The organism is Micromonospora tarapacensis, assembly GCF_019697375.1.
In the GTDB taxonomy this organism is placed as follows: Bacteria; Actinomycetota; Actinomycetes; order Mycobacteriales; family Micromonosporaceae; genus Micromonospora; species Micromonospora tarapacensis.
Map to the genome: position 1 here is coordinate 1,460,358 of NZ_JAHCDI010000004.1, position 21,098 is coordinate 1,481,455.

At 71.8% G+C, this 21,098-nt stretch carries 21 protein-coding genes and 1 pseudogene; 16 read left to right on the top strand and 6 right to left on the bottom strand.

Features of this window, described 5'->3' with window-relative positions; all coding sequences use genetic code 11:
- Positions 1–14: 14 nt before the first annotated feature.
- From KIF24_RS12605 to KIF24_RS12650, 10 genes and pseudogenes are all read left to right on the top strand, one after another.
- On the top strand, positions 15–935 hold the full coding sequence (locus KIF24_RS12605; RefSeq protein WP_221084204.1) for an ABC transporter ATP-binding protein: 921 nt from the start codon (positions 15–17) through the stop codon (positions 933–935).
- A pseudogene (locus KIF24_RS12610) lies at positions 932–2,556 on the top strand (ABC transporter permease). The gene KIF24_RS12605 and the pseudogene KIF24_RS12610 overlap by 4 nt, the downstream one beginning before the upstream one ends.
- Positions 2,557–2,880: 324 nt before the next feature.
- A complete protein-coding gene (locus tag KIF24_RS12615) occupies positions 2,881–3,183 on the top strand; it encodes an urease subunit gamma (RefSeq protein WP_221084205.1) in 303 nt (100 codons plus the stop codon).
- On the top strand, positions 3,180–3,503 hold the full coding sequence (locus KIF24_RS12620; protein ID WP_221084206.1) for an urease subunit beta: 324 nt from the start codon (positions 3,180–3,182) through the stop codon (positions 3,501–3,503). The genes KIF24_RS12615 and KIF24_RS12620 overlap by 4 nt, the downstream gene beginning before the upstream one ends.
- Positions 3,500–5,206, top strand: coding sequence for an urease subunit alpha (locus tag KIF24_RS12625; protein WP_221084207.1), 1,707 nt, complete (start codon positions 3,500–3,502; stop codon positions 5,204–5,206). The genes KIF24_RS12620 and KIF24_RS12625 overlap by 4 nt, the downstream gene beginning before the upstream one ends.
- A gap of 142 nt (positions 5,207–5,348) precedes the next feature.
- Positions 5,349–5,888, top strand: coding sequence for an urease accessory protein UreF (locus KIF24_RS12630; RefSeq protein WP_230415524.1), 540 nt, complete (start codon positions 5,349–5,351; stop codon positions 5,886–5,888).
- Between the two features lie 90 nt (positions 5,889–5,978).
- Positions 5,979–6,611: an urease accessory protein UreG gene (gene ureG, locus KIF24_RS12635; RefSeq protein ID WP_331461094.1), complete on the top strand. Its 633-nt coding sequence runs from the start codon at positions 5,979–5,981 to the stop codon at positions 6,609–6,611.
- On the top strand, positions 6,611–7,411 hold the full coding sequence (locus KIF24_RS12640; RefSeq protein WP_221084208.1) for an urease accessory protein UreD: 801 nt from the start codon (positions 6,611–6,613) through the stop codon (positions 7,409–7,411). The genes ureG and KIF24_RS12640 overlap by 1 nt, the downstream gene beginning before the upstream one ends.
- 93 nt (positions 7,412–7,504) lie before the next feature.
- Complete coding sequence (locus KIF24_RS12645) at positions 7,505–8,560, top strand: serine hydrolase (protein ID WP_221084209.1); 1,056 nt, start codon at positions 7,505–7,507, stop codon at positions 8,558–8,560.
- 313 nt (positions 8,561–8,873) lie between these two features.
- Complete coding sequence (locus KIF24_RS12650) at positions 8,874–9,371, top strand: hypothetical protein (RefSeq protein WP_230415526.1); 498 nt, start codon at positions 8,874–8,876, stop codon at positions 9,369–9,371.
- Between the two features lie 15 nt (positions 9,372–9,386).
- Here the strand turns inward: KIF24_RS12650 and KIF24_RS12655 are convergent, their stop codons facing one another.
- On the bottom strand, positions 9,387–9,860 hold the full coding sequence (locus KIF24_RS12655) for a MarR family winged helix-turn-helix transcriptional regulator (RefSeq protein WP_221084210.1): 474 nt from the start codon (positions 9,858–9,860) through the stop codon (positions 9,387–9,389).
- Positions 9,861–9,957: 97 nt separating this feature from the next.
- Here KIF24_RS12655 and KIF24_RS12660 point away from each other — a divergent pair, with 97 nt between their 5' ends.
- The 6 genes from KIF24_RS12660 to urtE all read left to right on the top strand — a co-directional run bounded on the left by KIF24_RS12660 (position 9,958) and on the right by urtE (position 16,433).
- Positions 9,958–11,085, top strand: coding sequence for a substrate-binding domain-containing protein (locus KIF24_RS12660; RefSeq protein ID WP_221084211.1), 1,128 nt, complete (start codon positions 9,958–9,960; stop codon positions 11,083–11,085).
- A gap of 468 nt (positions 11,086–11,553) precedes the next feature.
- On the top strand, positions 11,554–12,798 hold the full coding sequence (gene urtA, locus KIF24_RS12665) for an urea ABC transporter substrate-binding protein (protein WP_221084212.1): 1,245 nt from the start codon (positions 11,554–11,556) through the stop codon (positions 12,796–12,798).
- Positions 12,799–12,911: 113 nt separating this feature from the next.
- Positions 12,912–13,799 carry an urea ABC transporter permease subunit UrtB gene (urtB, locus tag KIF24_RS12670; protein ID WP_221084213.1) on the top strand — a complete coding sequence of 296 codons (888 nt, stop codon included), beginning with the start codon at positions 12,912–12,914 and terminating at the stop codon, positions 13,797–13,799.
- Positions 13,796–14,971, top strand: coding sequence for an urea ABC transporter permease subunit UrtC (urtC, locus tag KIF24_RS12675; RefSeq protein WP_230415528.1), 1,176 nt, complete (start codon positions 13,796–13,798; stop codon positions 14,969–14,971). The genes urtB and urtC overlap by 4 nt, the downstream gene beginning before the upstream one ends.
- Positions 14,968–15,741, top strand: a complete 774-nt coding sequence (gene urtD, locus KIF24_RS12680; RefSeq protein ID WP_221084214.1) for an urea ABC transporter ATP-binding protein UrtD — start codon at positions 14,968–14,970, stop codon at positions 15,739–15,741. The genes urtC and urtD overlap by 4 nt, the downstream gene beginning before the upstream one ends.
- Positions 15,741–16,433 (top strand): urea ABC transporter ATP-binding subunit UrtE, encoded by a 693-nt coding sequence (gene urtE / locus KIF24_RS12685; RefSeq protein ID WP_221084215.1) that lies wholly within the window; start codon positions 15,741–15,743, stop codon positions 16,431–16,433. The genes urtD and urtE overlap by 1 nt, the downstream gene beginning before the upstream one ends.
- Before the next feature lies 1 nt (position 16,434).
- Here the strand turns inward: urtE and KIF24_RS12690 are convergent, their stop codons facing one another.
- The 5 genes from KIF24_RS12690 to KIF24_RS12710 form a co-directional block, all read right to left on the bottom strand.
- Positions 16,435–17,613 carry an amidase gene (locus tag KIF24_RS12690; RefSeq protein ID WP_331461095.1) on the bottom strand — a complete coding sequence of 393 codons (1,179 nt, stop codon included), beginning with the start codon at positions 17,611–17,613 and terminating at the stop codon, positions 16,435–16,437.
- Positions 17,610–18,644 (bottom strand): tetrahydrofolate dehydrogenase/cyclohydrolase catalytic domain-containing protein, encoded by a 1,035-nt coding sequence (locus KIF24_RS12695; RefSeq protein ID WP_221084216.1) that lies wholly within the window; start codon positions 18,642–18,644, stop codon positions 17,610–17,612. Before KIF24_RS12695 ends, KIF24_RS12690 begins: the two co-directional genes overlap by 4 nt.
- Positions 18,645–18,655: 11 nt before the next feature.
- Complete coding sequence (locus KIF24_RS12700; RefSeq protein WP_221084217.1) at positions 18,656–19,093, bottom strand: hypothetical protein; 438 nt, start codon at positions 19,091–19,093, stop codon at positions 18,656–18,658.
- Positions 19,094–19,173: 80 nt separating this feature from the next.
- Positions 19,174–19,647: a DUF4913 domain-containing protein gene (locus KIF24_RS12705; protein ID WP_221084218.1), complete on the bottom strand. Its 474-nt coding sequence runs from the start codon at positions 19,645–19,647 to the stop codon at positions 19,174–19,176.
- Positions 19,644–20,993 carry a type IV secretory system conjugative DNA transfer family protein gene (locus tag KIF24_RS12710; protein ID WP_331461096.1) on the bottom strand — a complete coding sequence of 450 codons (1,350 nt, stop codon included), beginning with the start codon at positions 20,991–20,993 and terminating at the stop codon, positions 19,644–19,646. Before KIF24_RS12710 ends, KIF24_RS12705 begins: the two co-directional genes overlap by 4 nt.
- Positions 20,994–21,098: the final 105 nt, after the last annotated feature.

Consider the following 21,098-nt stretch of genomic DNA (forward strand, 5'->3'; position numbering starts at 1 on the left):
GGCGGGAGGCATCCATGTCCGTGATCTCCATCGAGAAACTCGTCAAGACCTTCGGCGGCGTACGCGCGCTGGACGGGCTCGACCTTCGGGTGGAGCAGGGGGAGGTGCACGGCTTCCTCGGACCCAACGGCTCCGGCAAGTCCACCACCATCCGGATCCTGCTCGGCCTGCTGCGTCGCGACTCCGGTCAGGTGCGGCTCCTCGGCGGCGATCCCTGGCGCGACGCGGTCGCGCTGCATCGGCGGTTGGCGTACGTGCCGGGCGACGTCAACCTCTGGCCCAACCTCTCCGGCGGCGAGGCGATCGACCTGTTCGGCGCGTTGCGCGGCGGGCTGGACCAGCGCCGCCGCGACGAGATGTTACAGCGTTTCGACCTGGACCCGACGAAGAAGTGCCGCACCTACTCCAAGGGCAACCGGCAGAAGGTCGCCATCGTCGCCGCCTTCGCCTCCGACGTCGAGCTGTACGTACTGGACGAGCCCACGTCCGGACTGGATCCGCTGATGGAGGCGGTGTTCCAGGAAGAGGTCCGCCAGCTCGCCCGGGCCGGCGCGAGCGTGCTGCTGTCCAGCCACGTGCTGGCCGAGGTGGAGGCGCTGTGCGACCGGGTCGGCATCATCCGGGAGGGTCGCATCGTCGAATCCGGCACCCTGTCCGAGCTGCGGCATCTGGCCCGCACCACGGTCACCGTCGAGACCCGACGGCCACTGACCGGCCTGGCGGAGCTGCCGGGCGTGCACGAGGTCCGGCCGGTCGACGGCCGCGTTCGGCTGGAGGTCGAGCCCGAGCACCTCGACCGGCTGCTGGGGCACCTGGTCCGCTTCGAGGTCCGCGCGCTCACCAGCGCACCGCCGACCCTTGAGGAGCTGTTCCTGCGGCACTATGGCGACACCGCCGGCAACGGATTCGGCGCGTCCGCCGGAGGGGACCGATGAGCAGCTTCACCGGCACCGGCCGGCTGGCCCGGCTCGCCCTGCGCCGCGACCGGGTTCGCCTGGCCGTCTGGACCCTCGGCACACCCCTGATCGGCTACGCCCTCGCCCAGAGCGTCGCCGCCGTCTACCCCGACGAGCAGGCCCGCCTCGGGTACGCCGAGGCCGCCACCACCAGCGTGGTCGCCCGCGCGTTCAACGGCCCGATCGCCAGCACCGATCTCGGTGCCGTGGTGGTCACCGAGACGTACCTGACCCTGGCTCTGCTCGTCGCGTTGCTGAGCACCTTCGCCGTGGTCCGGCACACCCGGCAGAACGAGGAGACCGGCCGGGCGGAACTGCTCGGTGCCGCCGCCGTCGGCCGGTACGCGCTGCTCACCGCCGCCCTGGTGGTCGTGGTCGGTGCCAACGTGCTCGCCGCCGCGCTGCTGGCCTTCGTCTTCACCGGTGCCGGGCTACCGGTGGCCGGCTCGGTGGCCGCCGCCGCGGCGATCGGCGGCGTCGGCATCGCCTTCACCGGCGTCACCGCCGTCACCGCTCAACTGTCGGTGACCTCCCGAGGTGCGAACGCGCTCGCCGCCGCCGCGGTGGGTGTCGCGTTCCTGCTGCGGGCCACCGGAGACGTGCTCGGTGAGCGCGACCCCGATGCGGTACGGCTGGACAGCGCCTGGCCGACCTGGCTGTCTCCGCTGGGCTGGGGGACCCAGGTGGGTGCGTTCGGCGGGGAGCGCTGGTGGGTCCTCGCCCTGCCCGTCGCGCTGCTGGTCGCCGGGGTCGCGGTCGCCTACGCCCTGGCCGAACGCCGCGACGTCGGTGCCGGCCTGCTCGCCGCGCGGCGGGGCCGGCCCGAGCGTCGGCCGGGCTGCTCAGCCCGGCCGGGCTGACCTGGCGCCTGCACCGTGGCGCGCTCGCCGGCTGGGCGGTCGCGGTGGCGGTGCTCGGCCTCGCCATGGGGGTGGCCGGTCACGAGGTGGACGACATGATCGCCGACAACCCGGCCGCCGCCGAGGCGATCGCCCAACTCGGCGGCGGGTCCGAGCTGATCGACGCGTACCTGGCCGCGATGCTCGGGCTGTTCGCGCTGACCCTTGGCGCGTACGTCGTGCAGGCCCTGCTCCGTAGCCGGGCCGACGAGTCGGACGACATCCTCGAACCATTGCTCGCCACGGCCGTGAGCCGCACCCGGTGGCTCGGTACCCAGGTGCTCGGCGCGGTGCTCGGTGCGCTGGTGCTGATGCTGCTGGCCGGCGTCACCACCGGTCTCGGGTACGGCCTCGCCGCCGGTGACCCGCTCGGGTGGACCATCGAGCTGGGCGGTGCGGCGTTGCTGCGGTTGCCGGCCCTGCTGGTGGTCGCCGGCGTGGTGACCGCCCTGTTCGGGGCACTGCCCCGCTGGTCGGTCGCGCTGAGCTGGGCGGCGCTGATCGCGTTCCTGTTGCTCGGACAGCTCGGTGCGGTGCTCGACCTGCCGCAGGCGGCGCTGAACCTCTCGCCGTACACCCACGTGCCCTCGGTACCCGCCGCCGACCCGGCGGTGCTCCCGGTGGTCACCCTCACCGCCGTCGCCGCCGTCCTGCTCGCCGCCGGCCTGCTCACCTTCCGCCGCCGCGACACGCCCAGCTGAGCAGGGCTGCCGGAGCGACTGTGATCGCCTGTACGGCAGTGACCCGACCCGCCGCCGGACCTGGTGGCGCGGCACCGTACCCGGCCGACGGCCTGCCCGGGTGTTGCCGGCGGGCCAGGTGATCCTCTACGGTCTGTCCAGCGGTGAGCGGTGCGGTCCGCACCCGAGAAGACGCCGCCGGTGGTTCGTCGCGTGGGTCGGGATGGTGGAGTCCCGGGCCCCAGGTGCGTGGCGGTCAGCCGGCGGTCGAGCCCCGACCTGAGGGCGGCGCGTCGAGGCGCCGCGCGGCGGTGGACGGGGCGCGGACATTCACCGGGAGCACCCGTGTACCTCACCCCCCACGAGCAGGATCGCCTGCTCGTCCACGTGGCGGCCGACGTCGCCCGGCGCCGCCGCGACCGCGGCCTGCGCCTCAACTATCCGGAAGCCGTCGCGGTGATCACCGCCTTCCTCCTCGAAGGGGCGCGCGACGGGGCATCCGTGGTCGACCTGATGGCCGCCGGCCGCACCGTCCTCAACCGCGACGACGTGCAGGACGGCATCCCCGAGTTGCTGAGGGAGGTGCAGGTGGAGGCGACGTTCCCGGACGGCACCAAGCTGGTGACGGTGCACCACCCGATCCCGTGATCCCCGGTGAGATCCTGCCGGCCGCCGGGCCGGTGGAGATCAACGCTGGCCGTCCGGTCACCGTGCTGCTGGTGGTCAACACCGGCGACCGGCCGGTGCAGATCGGTTCGCACTACCACTTCGCCGAGGCCAACCCGGCGCTGGACTTCGACCGGGACGCCGCCTGGGGGCAGCGCCTCGCCGTGCCGGCCGGCACGTCGGTGCGTTTCGAACCGGGGGTGAGCCGCCCGGTCGACCTGGTGCCGCTGGGCGGTGCGCGGGTCGTGCCCGGCCTGCGCGGCGAGTGCGGCGGATCGCTGGACGAAAGGCGGCAGGCATGACCCATCGAGTGGACCGGGAGCGTTACGTCGCCCTGTACGGGCCGACCACCGGCGACCGGATCCGGCTGGCCGACACGAATCTGCTCATCGAGGTCGAACACGACCACTGTGCCGGCGGCGACGAGGCGGTGTTCGGCGGCGGCAAGGTGATCCGCGAGTCGATGGGCCAGTCCCGGGCCACCCGGGCCGAGGGGGCGCTGGACACGGTCATCACCGGGGCGGTCGTCCTGGACCACTGGGGAGTGATCAAGGCCGACGTGGGGCTGCGCGACGGCCGGATCGTCGCGCTGGGTCGGGCCGGCAACCCGGACACCATGGACGGTGTCCACCCGGATCTGGTCATCGGCCCGGCCACCGAGGTGATCGCCGGCAACGGCCGGATCCTCACCGCCGGTGCGGTCGACACCCACGTGCACCTCATCTGCCCACAACTGGTCAGCGAGGCGCTGGCGAGCGGGGTCACCACCCTGGTCGGTGGCGGCACCGGGCCGGCCGAGGGGACCCGGGCCACCACGGTCACCCCGAACGCCTGGCACCTGGCCCGGATGCACGAGGCGCTCGACACGTTCCCGGTCAACGTGCTGCTGCTCGGCAAGGGCAACACGGTGTCGGCGGAGGCGCTGTGGGAGCAACTGCGCGCCGGGGCCGGCGGGTTCAAGCTGCACGAGGACTGGGGCACCACGCCGGCGGCGATCGACGCCTGCCTGCGGGTGGCCGACGCCTCCGGCGTGCAGGTCTCCATCCACACCGACACGCTCAACGAGGCCGGTTTCGTCGCCGACACGCTGCGCGCGATCGGCGGTCGGGCCATCCACTCGTACCACACCGAGGGGGCCGGCGGCGGCCACGCGCCGGACATCATCACCGTCGCCGGTGAGCCGAACGTGTTGCCCTCGTCGACCAACCCGACCCGCCCGTACACCCGCAACACGCTGGCCGAGCACCTCGACATGCTGATGGTCTGCCATCATCTCAACCCGTCGGTGCCGGAGGACCTGGCCTTCGCGGAGAGCCGGATCAGGCCGTCCACCATGGCCGCCGAGGACCTGCTGCACGACCTCGGGGCGATCTCCATCATCGGCTCCGACTCGCAGGCGATGGGCCGCATCGGTGAGGTGGTGCTGCGCACCTGGCAGAGCGCGCACGTGATGAAGGCCCGGGTGGGCGCGCTGCCCGGCGACGGCGCGGCGGACAACCACCGGGCCCGGCGGTACGTCGCGAAGTACACCATCTGTGCCGCGATGGCCAACGGTCTGGATCACGAGGTCGGGTCGGTGGAGCCGGGCAAGCTCGCCGACCTGGTGCTGTGGGAGCCGGCCTTCTTCGGCGTCCGCCCGCACCTGGTGATCAAGGGCGGCATGATCGCGTACGCGCAGCTGGGTGACGCGAACGCCTCCATCCCCACCCCGCAGCCGATGTTGCCACGGCCGATGTTCGGCGCGTACGGCGTCGCGGCGGCGGCCACCAGTCTGGCGTTCGTCGCACCGGCCGCGATCGACGCCGGGCTGCGCCTCGACGTGCGGCGGCGGGTGGTGCCGGTGGCCGACGTGCGGTCGCGGGGCAAGGCCGACCTGCCGGAGAACGGGGCGCTGCCGCACATCGAGGTCGACCCGGACACCTTCACCGTGCGGATCGACGGCGTGGTGGTGGAGCCGGATCCGGTGACCGAACTGCCGATGGCGCAACGGTACTTCCTGTTCTGATGGCCACTCCGACCATGCTGCTGCTGCTCGCCGACGGGCGGTTCCCGGCCGGGGCGCACGCCCACTCGTCCGGCCTGGAGGCCGCCGTCGCCGCCGGCCGGGTCACCGACCTGGCCACGCTGGGCGAGTACCTGCGGGGCGGTTGGCCACCGCCGGGATGGTCGCGGCGGCGTTCGCCGCGGCGGCCCGTCGGGCGGCCTGGTCACCCGGCCGGGCCGCCGCGCTGGCCCGGCTCGACGTCGAACTGGACGCCCGTACCGCCGCACCGGCCCAGCGGGCGGTCTCCCGCCGGCAGGGGCGCGCGCTGCTGCGGGCCGGCCGGCAGATCTGGCCGGAAACGACCTTCGACGACCTGCCTGCCGTGCCGGGTGGCCCGCACCAGCCGCTCGTGCTGGGGCTGGTCGGTGCGGCCGCGGGTATCGACCCGGCGCAGGTCGCCACGGTCGCCGCCCACGCGACGGTGACCGGTTCGGCCAGCGCCGCCGTACGCCTGCTCGGCCTCGACCCCTACCAGGTGCAGGCCCTGCTGGTGCGGCTCGCCGCCGCCTGCGACGCCACCGCGGCGCGGGCGGTCCGGGCCGCCGAGGAACCACCGGAGCGGCTGCCGGCCGCCACCGCGCCGCTCGCCGACATCCATGCCGAAGCTCACGCCACCTGGGAGGTGCGTCTCTTTGCGTCCTGAAAACGACCACGACGAGTCCGTTCCCCACACCCACCCCGAGCCGGGGTCGACCCGCACGCCCCGCTGCCCGCCGCCGCCCGCGCCCTGCGGGTGGGCATCGGCGGCCCGGTCGGCTCCGGAAAGACTGCCCTGGTCGCGGCGCTGTGCCGGGCCTTCGCCGGCGAACTGCGCCTGGGCGTGGTGACCAACGACATCTACACCACCGAGGACGCCGACTTCCTCAAGCGGGCCGGCGTGCTCGATCCGGCCCGGATCCGGGCGGTGGAGACCGGCTGCTGCCCGCACACGGCGATCCGCGACGACATCGGTGCCAACCTCGACGCGGTCGACGAACTGGCCGAGGCGCTGGGCCCGCTGGACCTGGTGCTGGTGGAGAGCGGCGGCGACAACCTGACCGCCACCTTCAGCCGGGGACTGGCGGACCGCCAGATCTTCGTGGTCGACGTGGCCGGCGGGGACAAGGTGCCCCGCAAGGGCGGCCCGGGGGTGACCGCCGCGGACCTGCTGGTCATCAACAAGACCGACCTGGCGCCGATGGTGGGCGCGGACCTGTCCGTGATGGACCGGGACGCGCGCGCCCGGCGGGGGGCCCTGCCCACGGTCTTCCAGTCCATCACCGAGGATCCACTGGCCACCCGGGTGGCCGAGTGGATCCGCCACGAACTGGCCCACCACCGGGCCGCGATGGCGACCCCGCTGGCAGTGGCCGCCGGGCAGGCCTGATGCGGGCCAGCGCCCGGCTGGTGGCCCTCGCCGACCGGCACGGCCGCACCACCCTGCCCGAGTTGCGCGGTGAGAGTCCGCTGCTGCTGCGCCAGGTTCCGGCCGCAGGCGGTGGCGTCACGGTGTACGTCGTCGGCGGCGCGGCCGGTCCGCTCGCCGGCGACGACCTGCGGCTGGACGTCGAGGTGGGGCCCGGTGCGGTGGTCCGCGTCCAGACGGTGGCCGCCTCGATCGCCCTGCCGGGCCGTCCCGGCGCGGTGTCCCGGATGCTGGTCCGGGCGACCGTCGCGGCCGGTGGCGCGCTGCGCTGGATGCCGGAGCAACTGGTCGCGGCGACCGGCTGCGCGCATGTCGCCGACTCCCGGGTGGATGTGGCCGAGGGCGGCACCCTGCACTGGCGGGACGAGCTGATCTGCGGCCGGCATGGCGAGCAGCCCGGCAACGTCGAGGTCAACACCTGGGTCGACCTGGCCGGCCGGCCCCTGTTGCGACAATCCCTCGCGGTCGGGCCGGACGCCCCGGGCTGGGCCGGCCCGGCGGTGCTCGACGGCGCACCGGCCACCGGCTCGCTGCTGGTGATCGACCCGACCCGGCCCGGCGAACCGCCCTCGGTGCGGCAGACCGTGGCCCGACTGCCGTTGGCCGGCGGCCCCGCGACCCTGTGGACCGCCACCGCACCGGACGCGCACACCCTGCGCGCACACCTCGAACCGGACGGCGGGGAGGCTCCGGCGGCGCCGGACGAGATCGCGACTTCGGCCGAGGGACAGGCGTCCACTCCGGACTTCTCGCTTCGTTGATGCGCCGACATGGCAGGGTGTGTCCGGTACCGCCCTTGCCGGTGCACCAGGAACAGCGGGTGCTGTCCCGGCACCACGAACCGAGGGAGTGGAATGGCCAAGCATGTCAGTCGTCGAGCCGCGATCGGGATCGGCGCGGCAGCGGCGGCGCTGGTGACGGCGCCCCGCAGCGCCGCCGCGTCGAACGAGCCGGCAACCCGCGCGGCCGGGCCCGATGGCACCGACCCGGGCACCGTCGGGCCCGGCGCCGGGCGAGGTCCGGAGCTGATCCGGCGTACGTACCAGCGGCAGAAGGCCCGAGCCGGCGGGGTGTGGCGCTCGCACGTCGCGGTGCTCGACGCCGCCGGTGTGTTGCGGACCGTGGTGGCCGACGACGCCGATCGGGTGACGCACGGGTACAGCGTGCAGAAGCTCGCGGTCGCGGTGGCCGTCATGGACAAGATCGACCGGGGTGAGCTGCGGCTCGACCAGCGGCTCGATCTGACCGCCGACATCATCCTCGGCGGCAGCGGAATCTACTTCCTGCAGACTGTCTGGGGCGACGAGGTCACGGTGGCGAACTTCCTCACCGCGATGCTGCTCGTCTCCGACAACACGGCCGTGCGGATGTGCGGCCGGGTAGTGCCGGCGCTGGAGATCAACGAGATCCTCGCGGCCAAGGGTTTCCCCCATACCCGGGTGGAGCCGGTGGCCAACCCGAACCGGTTCTTCCTCGGCGTGACGACGCCGCGCGAGACGCACGACCTGCTGTGGGGACTGGCCACCAAGACCCTGCTGTCGGCCAGATCGAGCGACTTCCTGCTCGGCGTCCTGCGCTGGATCAACGGCTACCACGACGGCATCCGTCGCGAGATGTCCTCGGCCGAGCGCAGCCGGGTCGCCACCAAGTACGGCGCCGACTTCGACACGTCGGGCGCGGCCCGGCACGAGGCGGGCATCATGTTCGACGCGACCGGCGCACCCACCCTGACGTACGCGTTCTTCGCCGACTCGCTCGGCGACCTGGACAACTACGGCGGTACCCACCCGGCGGTGCGGGCGCACGCCGTCCTCGGCCGGGTCATGCTCGACGTTGTCGAACCGGTTACCAACCGGGCCGCGCGGGCGCGACACACCGTCCGGCCGTTCAGCCCGGTCGACGGCGGCTGAAAGTGCCCCTTGGCCTCGGAAAATGGGTTGGTGGGCTCGGCCTGACCGGCTAGCGTGCCGGGAACATGGACCTGCCACGCAGCTTCGTCATCCGCGAGGGTGACCTCCGGATCCTCAATCCGTTCGACGCCGTCAAGCTGGCCACCCTGGGGCGGGCGCTCAAGCTGCGGCCGGACACCTCGGTCCTCGATCTGTGCAGCGGCAAGGGCGAGCTGCTCTGCACCTGGGCCCGCGACCACGGCGTGGTCGGCACCGGCGTCGACATCAGCACCGCCTTCACCGAGGCCGCTCGGGAGCGGGCGGTCGAGCTGGGGTGGCCGGGCGGGTCCGGTTCGTGCACGGCGACGCCGCGTCGTACGTACCCGAGGACTCGGTCGACGTGGCGGCCTGTGTCGGTGCCACCTGGATCGGCGGGGGTGTCGCCGGCACCCTGGAGATCCTTCAGCGGGGGCTGCGTCCGGGTGGCATCGCGCTGGTCGGTGAGCCGTACTGGCGGATCGACCCACCGGACCAGGCGACGGTCGAGGGCTGTCACGCGGCAACCCGGGAGGATTTCCGGAGCCTGCCCGATCTGGTCAGTCTCTTCGGCGACCAGGGGTGGGACCTGGTCGAGATGGTGCTGGCCGACCTGGACAGCTGGGACCGCTATGCGGCGGCGCACTGGCTCAACCTGCGCCGCTGGCTGGACGCCAATCCGGACGACCCGCTGGCCGGCGAGCTACGGCAGGAGTTGACCGAAGACCCGCTGCGCCACGTCCGTTACGAGCGCGAGCACCTGGGCTGGGGAGTCTTCGCGCTGATCCGCCGCTGACCGGCCGGGCGGTGGTCAGGCGCGGGCGGTGGTCAGGCCCGGGCCGGGCTCGGCACGCGGGCGGTCCTGCGGGTCCAACCGTCCGATCAGGGCGTCGAGCAGCCCGGCCAGGTCGGCGTCCTCCGGTGCGCTCGAACCGGCCAGGTCGGTCTGGATCTGCGCGGCGAGGCGCTCGTGCTCGCGCCGGCCCCGGGCGGTCAGGTAGGCCCGGATGCGGCGGCGGTCGACGGGGTCGACCCGGCGGAAGACGAGGTTACGGTCGACGAGGTGGTCGACCAGCTTGGTCAGGGTGCCCGGCGGCAGGGACGCCTCGGCGGCGACCTCGCTCATCGGGTGGCCCCGGCCGTCGGCGAGCAGGCAGAGCACCCGCCACGCCTCGATGGTGAGCGACTCGGCGGCGAGCACCCCGCCGACCCGGCGCGAGAGCAGCCGTTCGGCGCGGGTGAGCAGGGGCAGCAGGTCGGCTGCGGAACCGGGAAGGTCTGACATGGCACTCCCGCCTGGCGGTTGCGGTGTCATCGTACCGAGACGTCCCGCTGGGTGGGGAGGTCTGGTCATCACCTGCGGGTGCGGCCACCATGTGTTCATGTCCGCGTCGGCACCGGGGTCCGGGCGCCCGCAGGCGGGAGAGAGCATCTCCGCCGGGGCGTCCTGGCTGACCGTCGACCGGGGCGTGGTGAGTATCGCGCTGGTGTATCCGATGCGCGGCCCGGCCGGGATGTTCGGCCCGAGCTGCGAACTCTGCGCCCAGCTGGCGGTGGAGGAACTCAACCGGGGCGGCGGGGTGCTCGGCCGGGAGCTGCGGCTGGTGCCGGTCGACGGCGGCGCGCCGCCGGCCGAGGTCGCCGCCGAGGTGGAGGCGCTGGTGTCGGTGGGCGCGGTGCAGGGGGTCACCGGCTGGCACATCTCCTCGGTGCGACAGGCGGTGGCGCCGCGCATCGCGCACCGCGTGCCGTACGTCTACACCGCCCTGTACGAGGGCGGTGAGCGTACCGAGGGTGTCTTCCTGACCAGCGAGACGCCGGATGCCCAGCTGTGGCCGGCGATGCGGGTGCTCGCCGCCGAGGAGGGAGTGCAGCGCTGGTTCGTGGTGGGCAACGACTACGTCTGGCCGCGCCGGACGAGCCGTGCCGCCTACCGGTACGCGCTGAGCAGCGGCGGCCGGGTGGTCGGGCAGCACTTCCTGCCGTTGGAGACGCACGACTACGCCGAGGTGCTGCGCCGGATCGAACGCAGTGACGCCGACGGGGTGTTGATGCTGCTGGTCGGTGCGGACGCGGTGCGGTTCAACCGGGCCTTCGCGCGGTCCGGCCTGGATCAGCGCTGCCTGCGACTGAGCACCCTGATGGACGAGAACATGTTGCTGGCCAGCGGTCCGGCGAACACCCGCCGACTGTTCAGCACGGCGGGCTTCTTCGCCGGGCTGGTCACCCAGGAGAATCTGGACTTCCACGGCACGTTCGCCCGCCGCTTCGGGGTGGAGACGCCGCCGCTGGGCAGTCTGGGGGAGTCCTGTTACGAGGGCGTGATGCTGCTCGCCGCCCTGATCGCCAAGGCCGGCACGCTGGACGTGCGGGCCGTGGAGGCCTCGGCCGACGTGGTGTCGTACGACGGACCGCGCGGCGAGTTGCGGCTGCGTGGCCGGCACGTCCGCCAGCGCATCTACCTCGCCGAGGCCGACGGCCTGGACTTCACCGTCCTTGCCGAGCTGTGACCCGGGTGACCGCGTCGTCGGCGTGACCTGACCGTGCCTTGACACATCCGCCCGCCGGCCGCATAAGATACTTCCTGCGTGAAGTATCCGGGCCGGTTCGCCGGATACCGTCACCCGTCCGACGACGGACGAAAATTGCCGTCCTGCGGCTGATAATCATGCGCCGATGCCATTCCGCCGATTCTCCTCGGCGGGGCATCGGCATTTTCTGTGTGGGCCCTCGGAAACGTCCCGGGTCAGCGGAAACAGTTTATTGAGGATTGGGAAACATCCGCGCAACGAAGTGGATCGAAGCTTTCCCTGCCCGATATTCGAATCGATGCCCGGCCGGCGTCCACCCGCCGCTCCGGGCGCGCGATGTTCCGACGGACCGCACCGCAGGTAACGCAGAACCTCTTCCTCGACTTGGGACCGACGATCGTTCCCGGGCCACTGACTGACGCCTCATGCGCGACGCAGGGAGACTTGATGACACTGTTCCGGGGCCGCCGCATCCTGGCGGGTGCCATGACCCTGGTCGCCGCGGCCGCTTTGGCCGCGTGCGGCAGCAAGACCACCGACGAGAACACCTCCGCGGGAGTGAGCGCCGACGTGTCCGGCGACACCGTCAAGGTGGGCCTGCTCAACTCCCTCTCCGGCACCATGGCCATCAGCGAGGTCACCGTCCGTGACTCGATCATGCTGGCGATCGAGGAGATCAACTCGGCGGGCGGCGTCCTCGACAAGAAGATCGAACCGGTCGCTGAGGACGGTGCCTCGGACTGGCCGACCTTCGCCGAGAAGGCCGAGAAGCTGATCCGCGAGGACCGTGTGGCCGCCGTCTTCGGCTGCTGGACCTCGGCCAGCCGCAAGGCCGTCAAGCCGGTGTTCGAGAAGAACAAGGCGCTGCTGTTCTATCCCGTGCAGTACGAGGGACTGGAGCAGTCGCCGTACATTTTCTACACCGGTGCCACGACGAACCAGCAGATCGTCCCCGGCCTTGACTACCTCAAGGCGCAGGGCGCCAAGTCGCTCTACCTCGTCGGCTCCGACTACGTCTTCCCGCGGACCGCGAACAAAATCATCAAGGCGTACGCCGAGGCGAACGGGATGACCGTGCTGGGGGAGGACTATGCCCCGCTGGGCTCCACCGAGTTCGGCACGATCACGAACAAGGTGAAGTCGTCCGGGGCGGACGCGGTCTTCAACACGCTCAACGGTGACAGCAACGTGGCGTTCTTCAAGGAGTACAAGTCCGCCGGGTTGACCGCCGCCAGCATGCCGGTGGTGTCGGTGTCGATCGCCGAGGAGGAGGTCAAGAGCATCGGCACCCAGTACCTCGAGGGACAGCTGACCGCCTGGAACTACTACCAGACCACGCCGGGGGCGGCGAACGAGAAGTTCGTCGCGGCGTACAAGGCGAAGTACGGGGCGGACAAGCCCACCAGCGACCCGATGGAGGCCGCGTACGTCTCGGTCTACCTGTGGAAGGCGATGGTCGAGAAGGCCGGCACCTTCGACGTGGAGAAGGTCCGGGAGGCCTCCGACGGCATCACCTTCGAGGCGCCGGAGGGTCTGGTCACGGTGGACGGTGCGACCCAGCACATCGCCAAGACGGCCCGCGTCGGCAAGGTCGGCGCGGACGGCCTGATCACCGAGGTCTGGAACTCCGGCCAGCCGATTACACCCGACCCGTACCTCAAGAGCTACCCGTGGGCCGGCGGCCTGAGCTGAACGGTTCGGCCCTGGTCCCGCGGCCGAGGCGTGAGCCGGCCGGGTGAAGCCCAGGCCCGGGCGGGACGCGACGTCCCGCCCGGGCCGCCCCCCAGCAGTTCGGAGTACGCACCGTGACAGTTCTCATCGGCCAACTCTTCACCGGCGTCAGCATCGGCGCGGTGCTGCTGCTGATCGCGCTCGGCCTGGCTCTCACCTTCGGCCAGATGGGTGTGATCAACATGGCGCACGGCGAGTTCATCATGGCCGGCGCCTACACGACCTACGTCCTGCAGCAGGTCATCACCGCGGCCGGCTGGTCGCTGCTGATCGCCCTGCCGGTCGCCTTCGTGGTGGCCGGCGCGATGGGCGTACTGCTGGAGATCCTGCTGATCCGCCGCCTCTACGCCCGGCCGCTGGACACGCTGCTGGTCACCTGGGGGGTGTCGCTGATCCTGCAACAGCTGGCCCGGGACGTCTTCGGCAGCCCCAACGTGCAGACCCGCGCCCCGGACCTGCTCACCGGCAACATCGCGCTGCCCGGTGGGATCACCGTGGCCAACAACCGGCTGTTCATCCTCGCCCTGGCCGCCGGCGCGGTCGTCGCGCTGACCGTCGCCCTGCGGGTCACTCCGCTGGGGCGCCGGATCCGGGCCGTCGTACAGAACCGGGACCTGGCGGCCGTCTCCGGCATCCCCACCGCCCGGGTCGACCGGATGACCTTCTTCATCGGCTCCGGTCTGGCCGGCATCGCCGGGGTCGCCCTCACCCTGCTCGGCCCGATCGGACCCACCATGGGCACCAACCTGATCATCGACGCCTTCCTGGTCGTCGTGGTCGGCGGGATCGGTCAGCTCAAGGGCACCGTGATCGTCGCCTTCGCCCTGGGCGTGCTCCAGGCGTCCGGCGAGTACCTCACCACCCTCAGCGTCGCCAAGGTGATGGTCTTCATCGCCATCGTCGCGTTCCTCCAATGGCGACCCCAGGGCATGTTCACCCTGCGAACCCGGAGTTTGGCATGACCACCGTCGCCAGAGATGCCGTCGCCGCCGTCGACCCGGCACCGCCGCCGGACAAACCCGCCGCCGGCCCGTCGCGGCACCGGTTCCGGGCCGTCGCCGGATTCGCCTTCGGCGCCGCCCTGCTGTTCGCCGTCGCCCCGCTGCTGCTGTCGGACTTCCGGCTGTCCCTGCTGGCCAAGTACCTCTGCGTGGCCATGGTCGCGGTCGGTATCGGCCTGGCCTGGGGACGTGGCGGCATGCTCGCCCTCGGCCAGGGCGTGTTCTTCGGTCTCGGTGGCTACGCGATGGCCATGCACCTCAAGCTCGCCGACGCGGGCCCGGGCAACATGCCCGACTTCATGATGCTGTACGGGCAGCTCGACGAGCTGCCACTGTGGTGGCGACCGTTCGCCAGCCCGTGGTTCGCCCTGCCCGCGACGGTGCTGCTGCCGATGGCGGTCGCCTTCGTGCTCGGCTCGCTGGTCTTCCGCCGCCGCGTCCGGGGCGCCTACTTCGCCATCCTCAGCCAGGCCCTCGCCGCCGCCATGGTGATCCTGCTGATCGGCCAGCAGGGCACCACCGGCGGCACCAACGGGCTCACCGACATCCAGGGCTTCTTCGGCTACAACCTGGACGACCCGGTCAACCAGCGGATGGTCTACTTCATCATCGCCGGCACCCTGCTGGCGTTGCTGGCCCTGGTCCGGCACCTGATGCAGAGCCGCTACGGCGAGCTGCTGGTGGCCGTCCGCGACTCCGAGGAGCGGGTCCGCTTCCTCGGGTACGACCCGGCCAACGTCAAGCTGGTCGCGTACGTGGTCGCCGCCGGCATGGCCGGGCTGGCCGGTGCGCTCTTCGTGCCGGCGGTCGGCATCATCTCGCCGGCACTGATCGGGATCGTGCCGTCCATCGAGTTCGTCATCGGCGTCGCCATCGGTGGCCGGGCGACGCTGCTCGGGCCGGTGCTCGGCGCGGTCGCGGTGGCCTGGGCGCGTACCGCCCTGTCGGAACGGTTCCCGGGCACCTGGACGTACCTGCAGGGCCTGCTGTTCGTGGTGGTGGTCGCCTTCCTGCCCGGCGGCCTGGCATCGCTGGTCGGCCTGGCCCGGCGCCGCGACGGTGAGTCGCGCGACGGCGAGCCACGGGCCGGTGTGCTCGCCCGACTGCGGCGAGGTAGGAAGGAGGCGGCGTGACGGAGCAGCTGGACGGACTCTACGTGCGTGACCTGCGGGTGAGCTTCGACGGGTTCACCGCCGTCGACGGGGTGTCGCTGGACGTCCCCCCCGGCGACATCCGGTTCCTCATCGGCCCCAACGGTGCCGGCAAGACCACATTGGTCGACGCCGTGACCGGGCTGGTCCGGGCCACCGGCTCGGTGCGCTTCGGCGACCGGGAACTGCTCGGCCGGCCGGTGCACCGGATCACCCGACTCGGGGTCGGCCGGACCTTCCAGACCTCGACGGTGTTCGAGGAGCTGACCGTGCTGCAGAACCTCGACATCGCGGTCGGGGCCCGGCGGAGCTGGGCGACGCTGCTGCGCCGCCGGCACGGGGTGCCCGACGAGGTGGCCGAGGCCCTCGACGTCATCGGCCTGGCCGGGCGGGCCGACCAGCTCGCCGGCACCCTGGCCCACGGGCAGAAGCAGTGGTTGGAGATCGGCATGCTGCTCGTGCAGGACGCCCGGCTGCTGCTGCTCGACGAGCCGGTGGCCGGGATGAGCCACGAGGAACGCGACGCCACCGGGCGGCTGCTGGAACGGGTCAGCCACGACCGCACCGTGGTGGTGATCGAGCACGACATGGACTTCCTGCGCCGCTTCGCGCGTACCGTCACCGTGCTGCACGCCGGCCGGCTGCTCAGCGAGGGCACCGTCGCGCAGGTGCAGGCCGACCCGCGCGTGCAGGAGGTATACCTCGGCCACCCGGTCGACGCCGGGACGGCTCCGACCGGTACGGAGGCATGATGCTCACCATCCGTGGCGTGCACGCCGGCTACGGGCGTAGCCGGGTGCTGCACGGCGTCGACGTCAGCGTGCCCGGCGACGGGGTCGCCACGGTGCTCGGCCACAACGGCGCCGGCAAGTCCACCCTGCTGCGGGTCGCCGCCGGCCTGCTGCGGCCCAGCGCCGGACGGGTCGAACTGGACGGCGAGGACATCACCCGGCTCGCGCCGCACCAGCGGGTCGCCCGGGGCGTCGCGTACGTGCCGCAGGGACAGCAGTGCTTCCCGCACCTGACCGCCGCGGAGAACCTGCGGCTGGTGGCCGACGGTCGGCGGGACGGGCCGGCGACCACCGCCGAGGTGCTGGATCTGTTCCCGGCGTTGCGCCCGCTGCTGCGACGGCGGGCCGGTCTGCTCTCCGGCGGCCAGCGCCAGCAACTGGCCATCGCCCGGGCCCTGATCACCCGGCCCCGGCTGCTGATGCTCGACGAGCCGACGGAGGGCATCCAGCCGTCCGTCGTCGCCGAGATCCAGGACCGGATCGTGGCGCTGATCGCGCAGACCGGCTTCAGTGTGCTCCTGGTCGAGCAGCACCTCGGCTTCGCGCTGCGGGTGGCCGACCGCTACCACGTGCTGGAGTCGGGCCGGGTCACCTCCGCCGGAGACGGTGGCGCCACCGCGGAACGCAGCGTCCGGGAGGCCCTCTCGGTCTGATCTATCTTGGCCGCGGCCACGGGTGCCGTAGTTGTAGGCATGCTGCCACTCGGACGAGTAGATCTTCGCGGTGGTGCCGGGCGACGATCTGCAGACCGACGGGCGTCCCGTCGCTAGCGAAGCCGGCTGGTGCGCTTGCGGCTGGGTGTCCACTGAGGTTGAATGCCCAGGTCAACGCTACGTTCATGCGCTCGCCCGGCCCGGTGTGACCGTGAGCGGCGTAGGGGGTCGTCGGCGTGAGCAGCACGTCTGAGGTCCTGAACACCTCAGCGAGCTGCTGGTTGTTGTGGGTGCGCAGGGTTCCGGCGGCGGCTTGCTGCGCGGCCGAACCGGCACGCAGCGCATGCCAGGCGGGCGCAGGATCGCTGAGGACCAGGTCGTGTTCGACCCACTGGATCGAACCGCTCGCGGCGAGTCGGTCGGCGGCAGCGCGTGCCGGCTCCGCCACCTGCGGGTCGACGTCGGCGTAGCCCAAGCTGCCCGACCAGGCCGCTCGAACGGGTTGCCCTTCGGTCGGGTCGGTGACCTGGCTGGCAAGGTCTGTGCCGAGAACGGCATCGAGGTAGGCGGTGGCGTCATCGGTGGTGCGAGCCAGCGGGCCAGGTGCGTTGAGCACGCTCGTGGAGGGACAGCGGCCACTGGTGGTCTTGATGCCGATGACGCCGCACCAGGCGGCCGGAATGCGGAGCGACCCGGCGCCGTCGTTACCGGTTGCCAGGGGTACGAGACCCGCCGCGACCGCGGCTGCCGAACCGGCGGAGGAACCGCCGGGGGTGCGGTCTGCCCGCCAGGGGTTGGTGGTGGGGCCGCGGTCGGTGTGTCCCCAGGTCTGCCAGGCGGTGCCGCGCGGCACTGAGGTGGCACCGATCGGGATGCACCCGGCGGCGATGAGTCGTCGAGCTTGTGGTGAGTCGACGCCTTCGGTGGCTTTGATACCCAGCGGCACCCCCGCGAGCGGCAGTCGGGTGCCATCGCCGACGGCGCGACGCAACTCGTGCGCGGTGCGGCGGGCCCGGTCCGGCCAGACCTCACGAAAGGCTCGTAGCTTCATGTCCACGGCCGCGATGCGGGCCAAGACAGCTTCGACGACTTCGGTGGGGCAGAGCTGCCCGGTGTTGACCAACTGCGCGATCTCGACGGCGTCCAGAAATGCGGGATCTGTGCCGAGTGATGCACTCACCGTTGGCGATCTTGGTCATTGCCGCGATCGTGGCCACCGCGCTGGCGGGACGGCGGGTGCACGGTTTGCGACCCGGTCTGTCGAGGTACGCGGGTCGGGACGGGGAAGGCGGATGCTGCCGCTCGGGCAGCTGCGGCAGGTCCGCTGGCACGCGCCTCGTACGGACGTCCCGCGTACTGCCAGGGGGCCAGATCGGGTTGCAGCTCCTGACGAATACTCCGTTCGACCAGGACGGCCATCTCGACGGGACCGATGCCGCCGGGCACCGGAGTGATGTTCTGCGGGATGCCGGTGGCCTCGGCGGAGATGTCACCAGCTACCCCACCGTCGGGCGACGGGACGAAGCCGGAGTCCACCACAAGCCGGTGGTGTGGGCGTATGTGCTGTGGGCCGAGCAACCCCGGGCTGCCGGTGACGGAGATGACGATGTCGGCCTCGCGGACCGCGCTGAGGTTGTCGCCGAGATCGAGTTCGAGCGGCTTGTGGCCATGTTCGGTGAGGCGGGTGACGACACCGCGTCCGACGAAGCCCCGGGCTCCCACCACGGCGACGGCTGGTGCGTCGCGGGTGAAGGGTTGCACCACTCGCCAGATTCCTTCCGCAGTCGCGCACACCTGCTGGTCGGACGCCTTGGTCAGCGCGTCGATGTCCTTCTGCGGGGCGATGTCCTGCACGAACTGGCGCAGCCGGGCCGGGACCGGCTGTTGCACGATGACGGCGGTGACGGCGGGATCGGCGTTGGCGCGCCTGATGGTGGCTGCGAACTCTGCTGGAGTCACCCGAGCTGGCAGCACCAAATGTTCGGTGTGCAGGCCGATCCTGGTGAAGTTGGCGACCTTCTGTTCTGCGGAGATCCGTGAGGCATTCGCGCGTGCCTGCCAGTCCACCGGGTCGTGGCCCCCGGCCTCGACCCTGATGATCGCTGCCGTCCTGCCGCGGGCCGTCATGGGTTCGCGATAGCTGGCGTACAGCTCGTGGACGGTGCGCAGGATTTCTCGGCCCGAGATGCGGTTGTCTGGCTGGGCGCTCATCCGCGCCGACCTCAGTAGGACCAGCCGAGGCTGGCGAGCGCCGTGGGCACTGGTTCCAGCGTGCGGCTGTCGAGTAGGTCGTACACCTGCTGCCCGGTCAGCAGTCGGTGGTTCTCGAGGTTGTCGTGATAGCGCCGTCCGTCCCAGTCCAGCGGGACAAGGGTGAAGGTGTCTGGGTCGAACGCGTCGTAGTACGAGAAGGGACCGTGGTGGGCCAGCCAGGTGACGTCGTGCGGCTCGGCGTCAAGGTGTTCCCGGGCCAGGTCCAGCGCCTTGGCGGCAACACCCGCCATGTCGTCGGCGATTCCGCTGCTGTCTTCGTTGGAGCGGATCTCAGACGCGACCGCCACGACCCGGTCTCGGCGGGGATAGAGACGTACCAGGCAGTGGGCGTCGCCACCGCGGCGGTGCGTCCAGTGCACGACAGCGCTGACGTGATCGTCGGACACGAGGACTACCGGCGTATCGCTGATCATTTCGTGTACCCCCTCCTGCTGTGGGTCAACCTGGCCGTCGTGATTCGGTAGATTCAACGACTCCCGTCGTCGGGTAGTTGGGCGAGGACCTCCGCCGGCGCGGGTTCGACCGGCAGGGGACGAGTGTCTGTGTGCCTGTCGGGGCTGCATCGGCTGAACGGGCCGTACTCGGCGGCGAGGGCGGCGAGGTGCGGGTCGAGGTGGTCGCGCCACCAGGTGCTCATGCCGGTCTCTGGGTCGCTGACCCGCAGGGTCTCCCATGCCCGCCACAGGGCGTAGAGGCGGGAGATCGCTTCTGGGTGGGCCCACCACCGTGGGCACCAGTTCATCCCGGAGGTTGGTCCGCTGGCGAGGCGCCGCTCGACGACGTGGGCGAGGTAGTTCCCGACGAACGCCTCGACGTCGCGGAAGACCGGCTCGTTGCCAGCGGGCTCGGCGGTGGGCGGCGGTTCGCCCGCGGGATCGCCAGCGAGTTCACCGAGTGGTGCGCTGAGGTCGGCGACGGGGCCGGAGGTCGGGCTGGTCATGAGGTCGGCTCCGGCGGGGTGCCGGGGGACAGGGTCCAGTCGGTACGGCTGTCGGGATCCCAGCGGGCGATCGAGGCGCGGATCGTGGCGGCGTGAGGTCCGTCCTGCCAGGGAGCGGTGCGGGCGAGCGCGGGTGGTGCGCCGGAGGCGTAGACGACCAGCCGACCGCGGGGCAGGGCGTGCAGGTCGGATACGTCGAGGATGCGTTGGCGGCGGGTGGAGTGGGAGACCGACCGGTTGCCCCAGCCGGTCCCGCTGCTGCTGGTCGAGCGGGTGGTGACCTCGTGCTCGCCGATGAGTTTGGAGAGTTCTTCCAGCCAGTCGGGGTCGGCGACGCCGCCGCCGTAGGTGCGGACGTTCGCGGCGGACCAGAGTTTGCGCATGCCTTCGCGTCCCCACACGTCGACGCCTTGGGGGTAGGACTGCAGGATGGTGATGATGGGTAGGCCGTGGGAGCCGTAGTACGAGTACAGGTTGGGCAGTTGGCGTAGCCGGCAGATGTTCGCCGCTTCGTCGAGGATGCTCAGCAGCGGTGGGTCGAGGCGCCGGCCGGCCGAGGCGCGGGCCTGCATTTCGCCGGCGCGTAGGACGGCGTCGGTGAGCGCGGCGACCAGTGGGGCGGGGGAGCCGGGTCCGCCTTGGGAGAGCAGGTACAGCACGTCGGTGGAGGTGACGAACGCGGCCGGATCGAACTCGGGTACCCCGCCTCGGGTTGGTGGGGTGACCCAGCGGGTGACGGCTGGTTCGGTGAGGCACATGAGCATCTTCTGGGCGCCGGCGTAGATGCCGCCTCGGGTCTTGTCGGGCATGTTGACCACGCCGGACACCGCGTCGCCGGGCAGGTCGAAGCCTCGGTCGCGCAGCAGGAGGGCTGGTTCGTCGTCACGTGGGCTGACGGCCCACCGGTAGGCGGCGAGGATGTCGTGGCCGGACACGGCGGCGGCCAGCAGCAGGTTGGCCACCAGCTCCTCGCTGGAAGGGTCGAAGAAGGCGTCCCGGTTGATTCCGGGTTCGCGTTCGGCGGCGGCGAAGTGTTCGGCGAGGCGTCGGGCGTCGGTGATGGTGGCCACGGCGCGCAGTGGGTTCCACCACATGCCCTGCTCGGCGCCGAGGATGTGTTGCGGGTCGAACGCCCACACCTGGCCGCGGGCGGCGCGTACCTCGCGGGTGGCGTCGACGATGTCGCCCTTGACGCTGGTGACCAGGGTCGGGCCGGGCGCGGCGACGACGGCGGGGATGGCCCGGCTGGTGGTCTTGCCGGTGCGCGGGCCCCAGATGTCGACGGCCATGTCCTCCCAGGACTGGCGCAGCGGCATGCCTCCGGCGACGGTGACCCCGATGAGCACGCCGAGTTGGTCGGGGTCGGGTCGGTCGACGGCGGCGAGGCTGGGCCGCAGTCGCCGGCCGCTGTCGGCGACCCCTTGGGTCCGAGGTGCGCCAGGTCGGAGCGG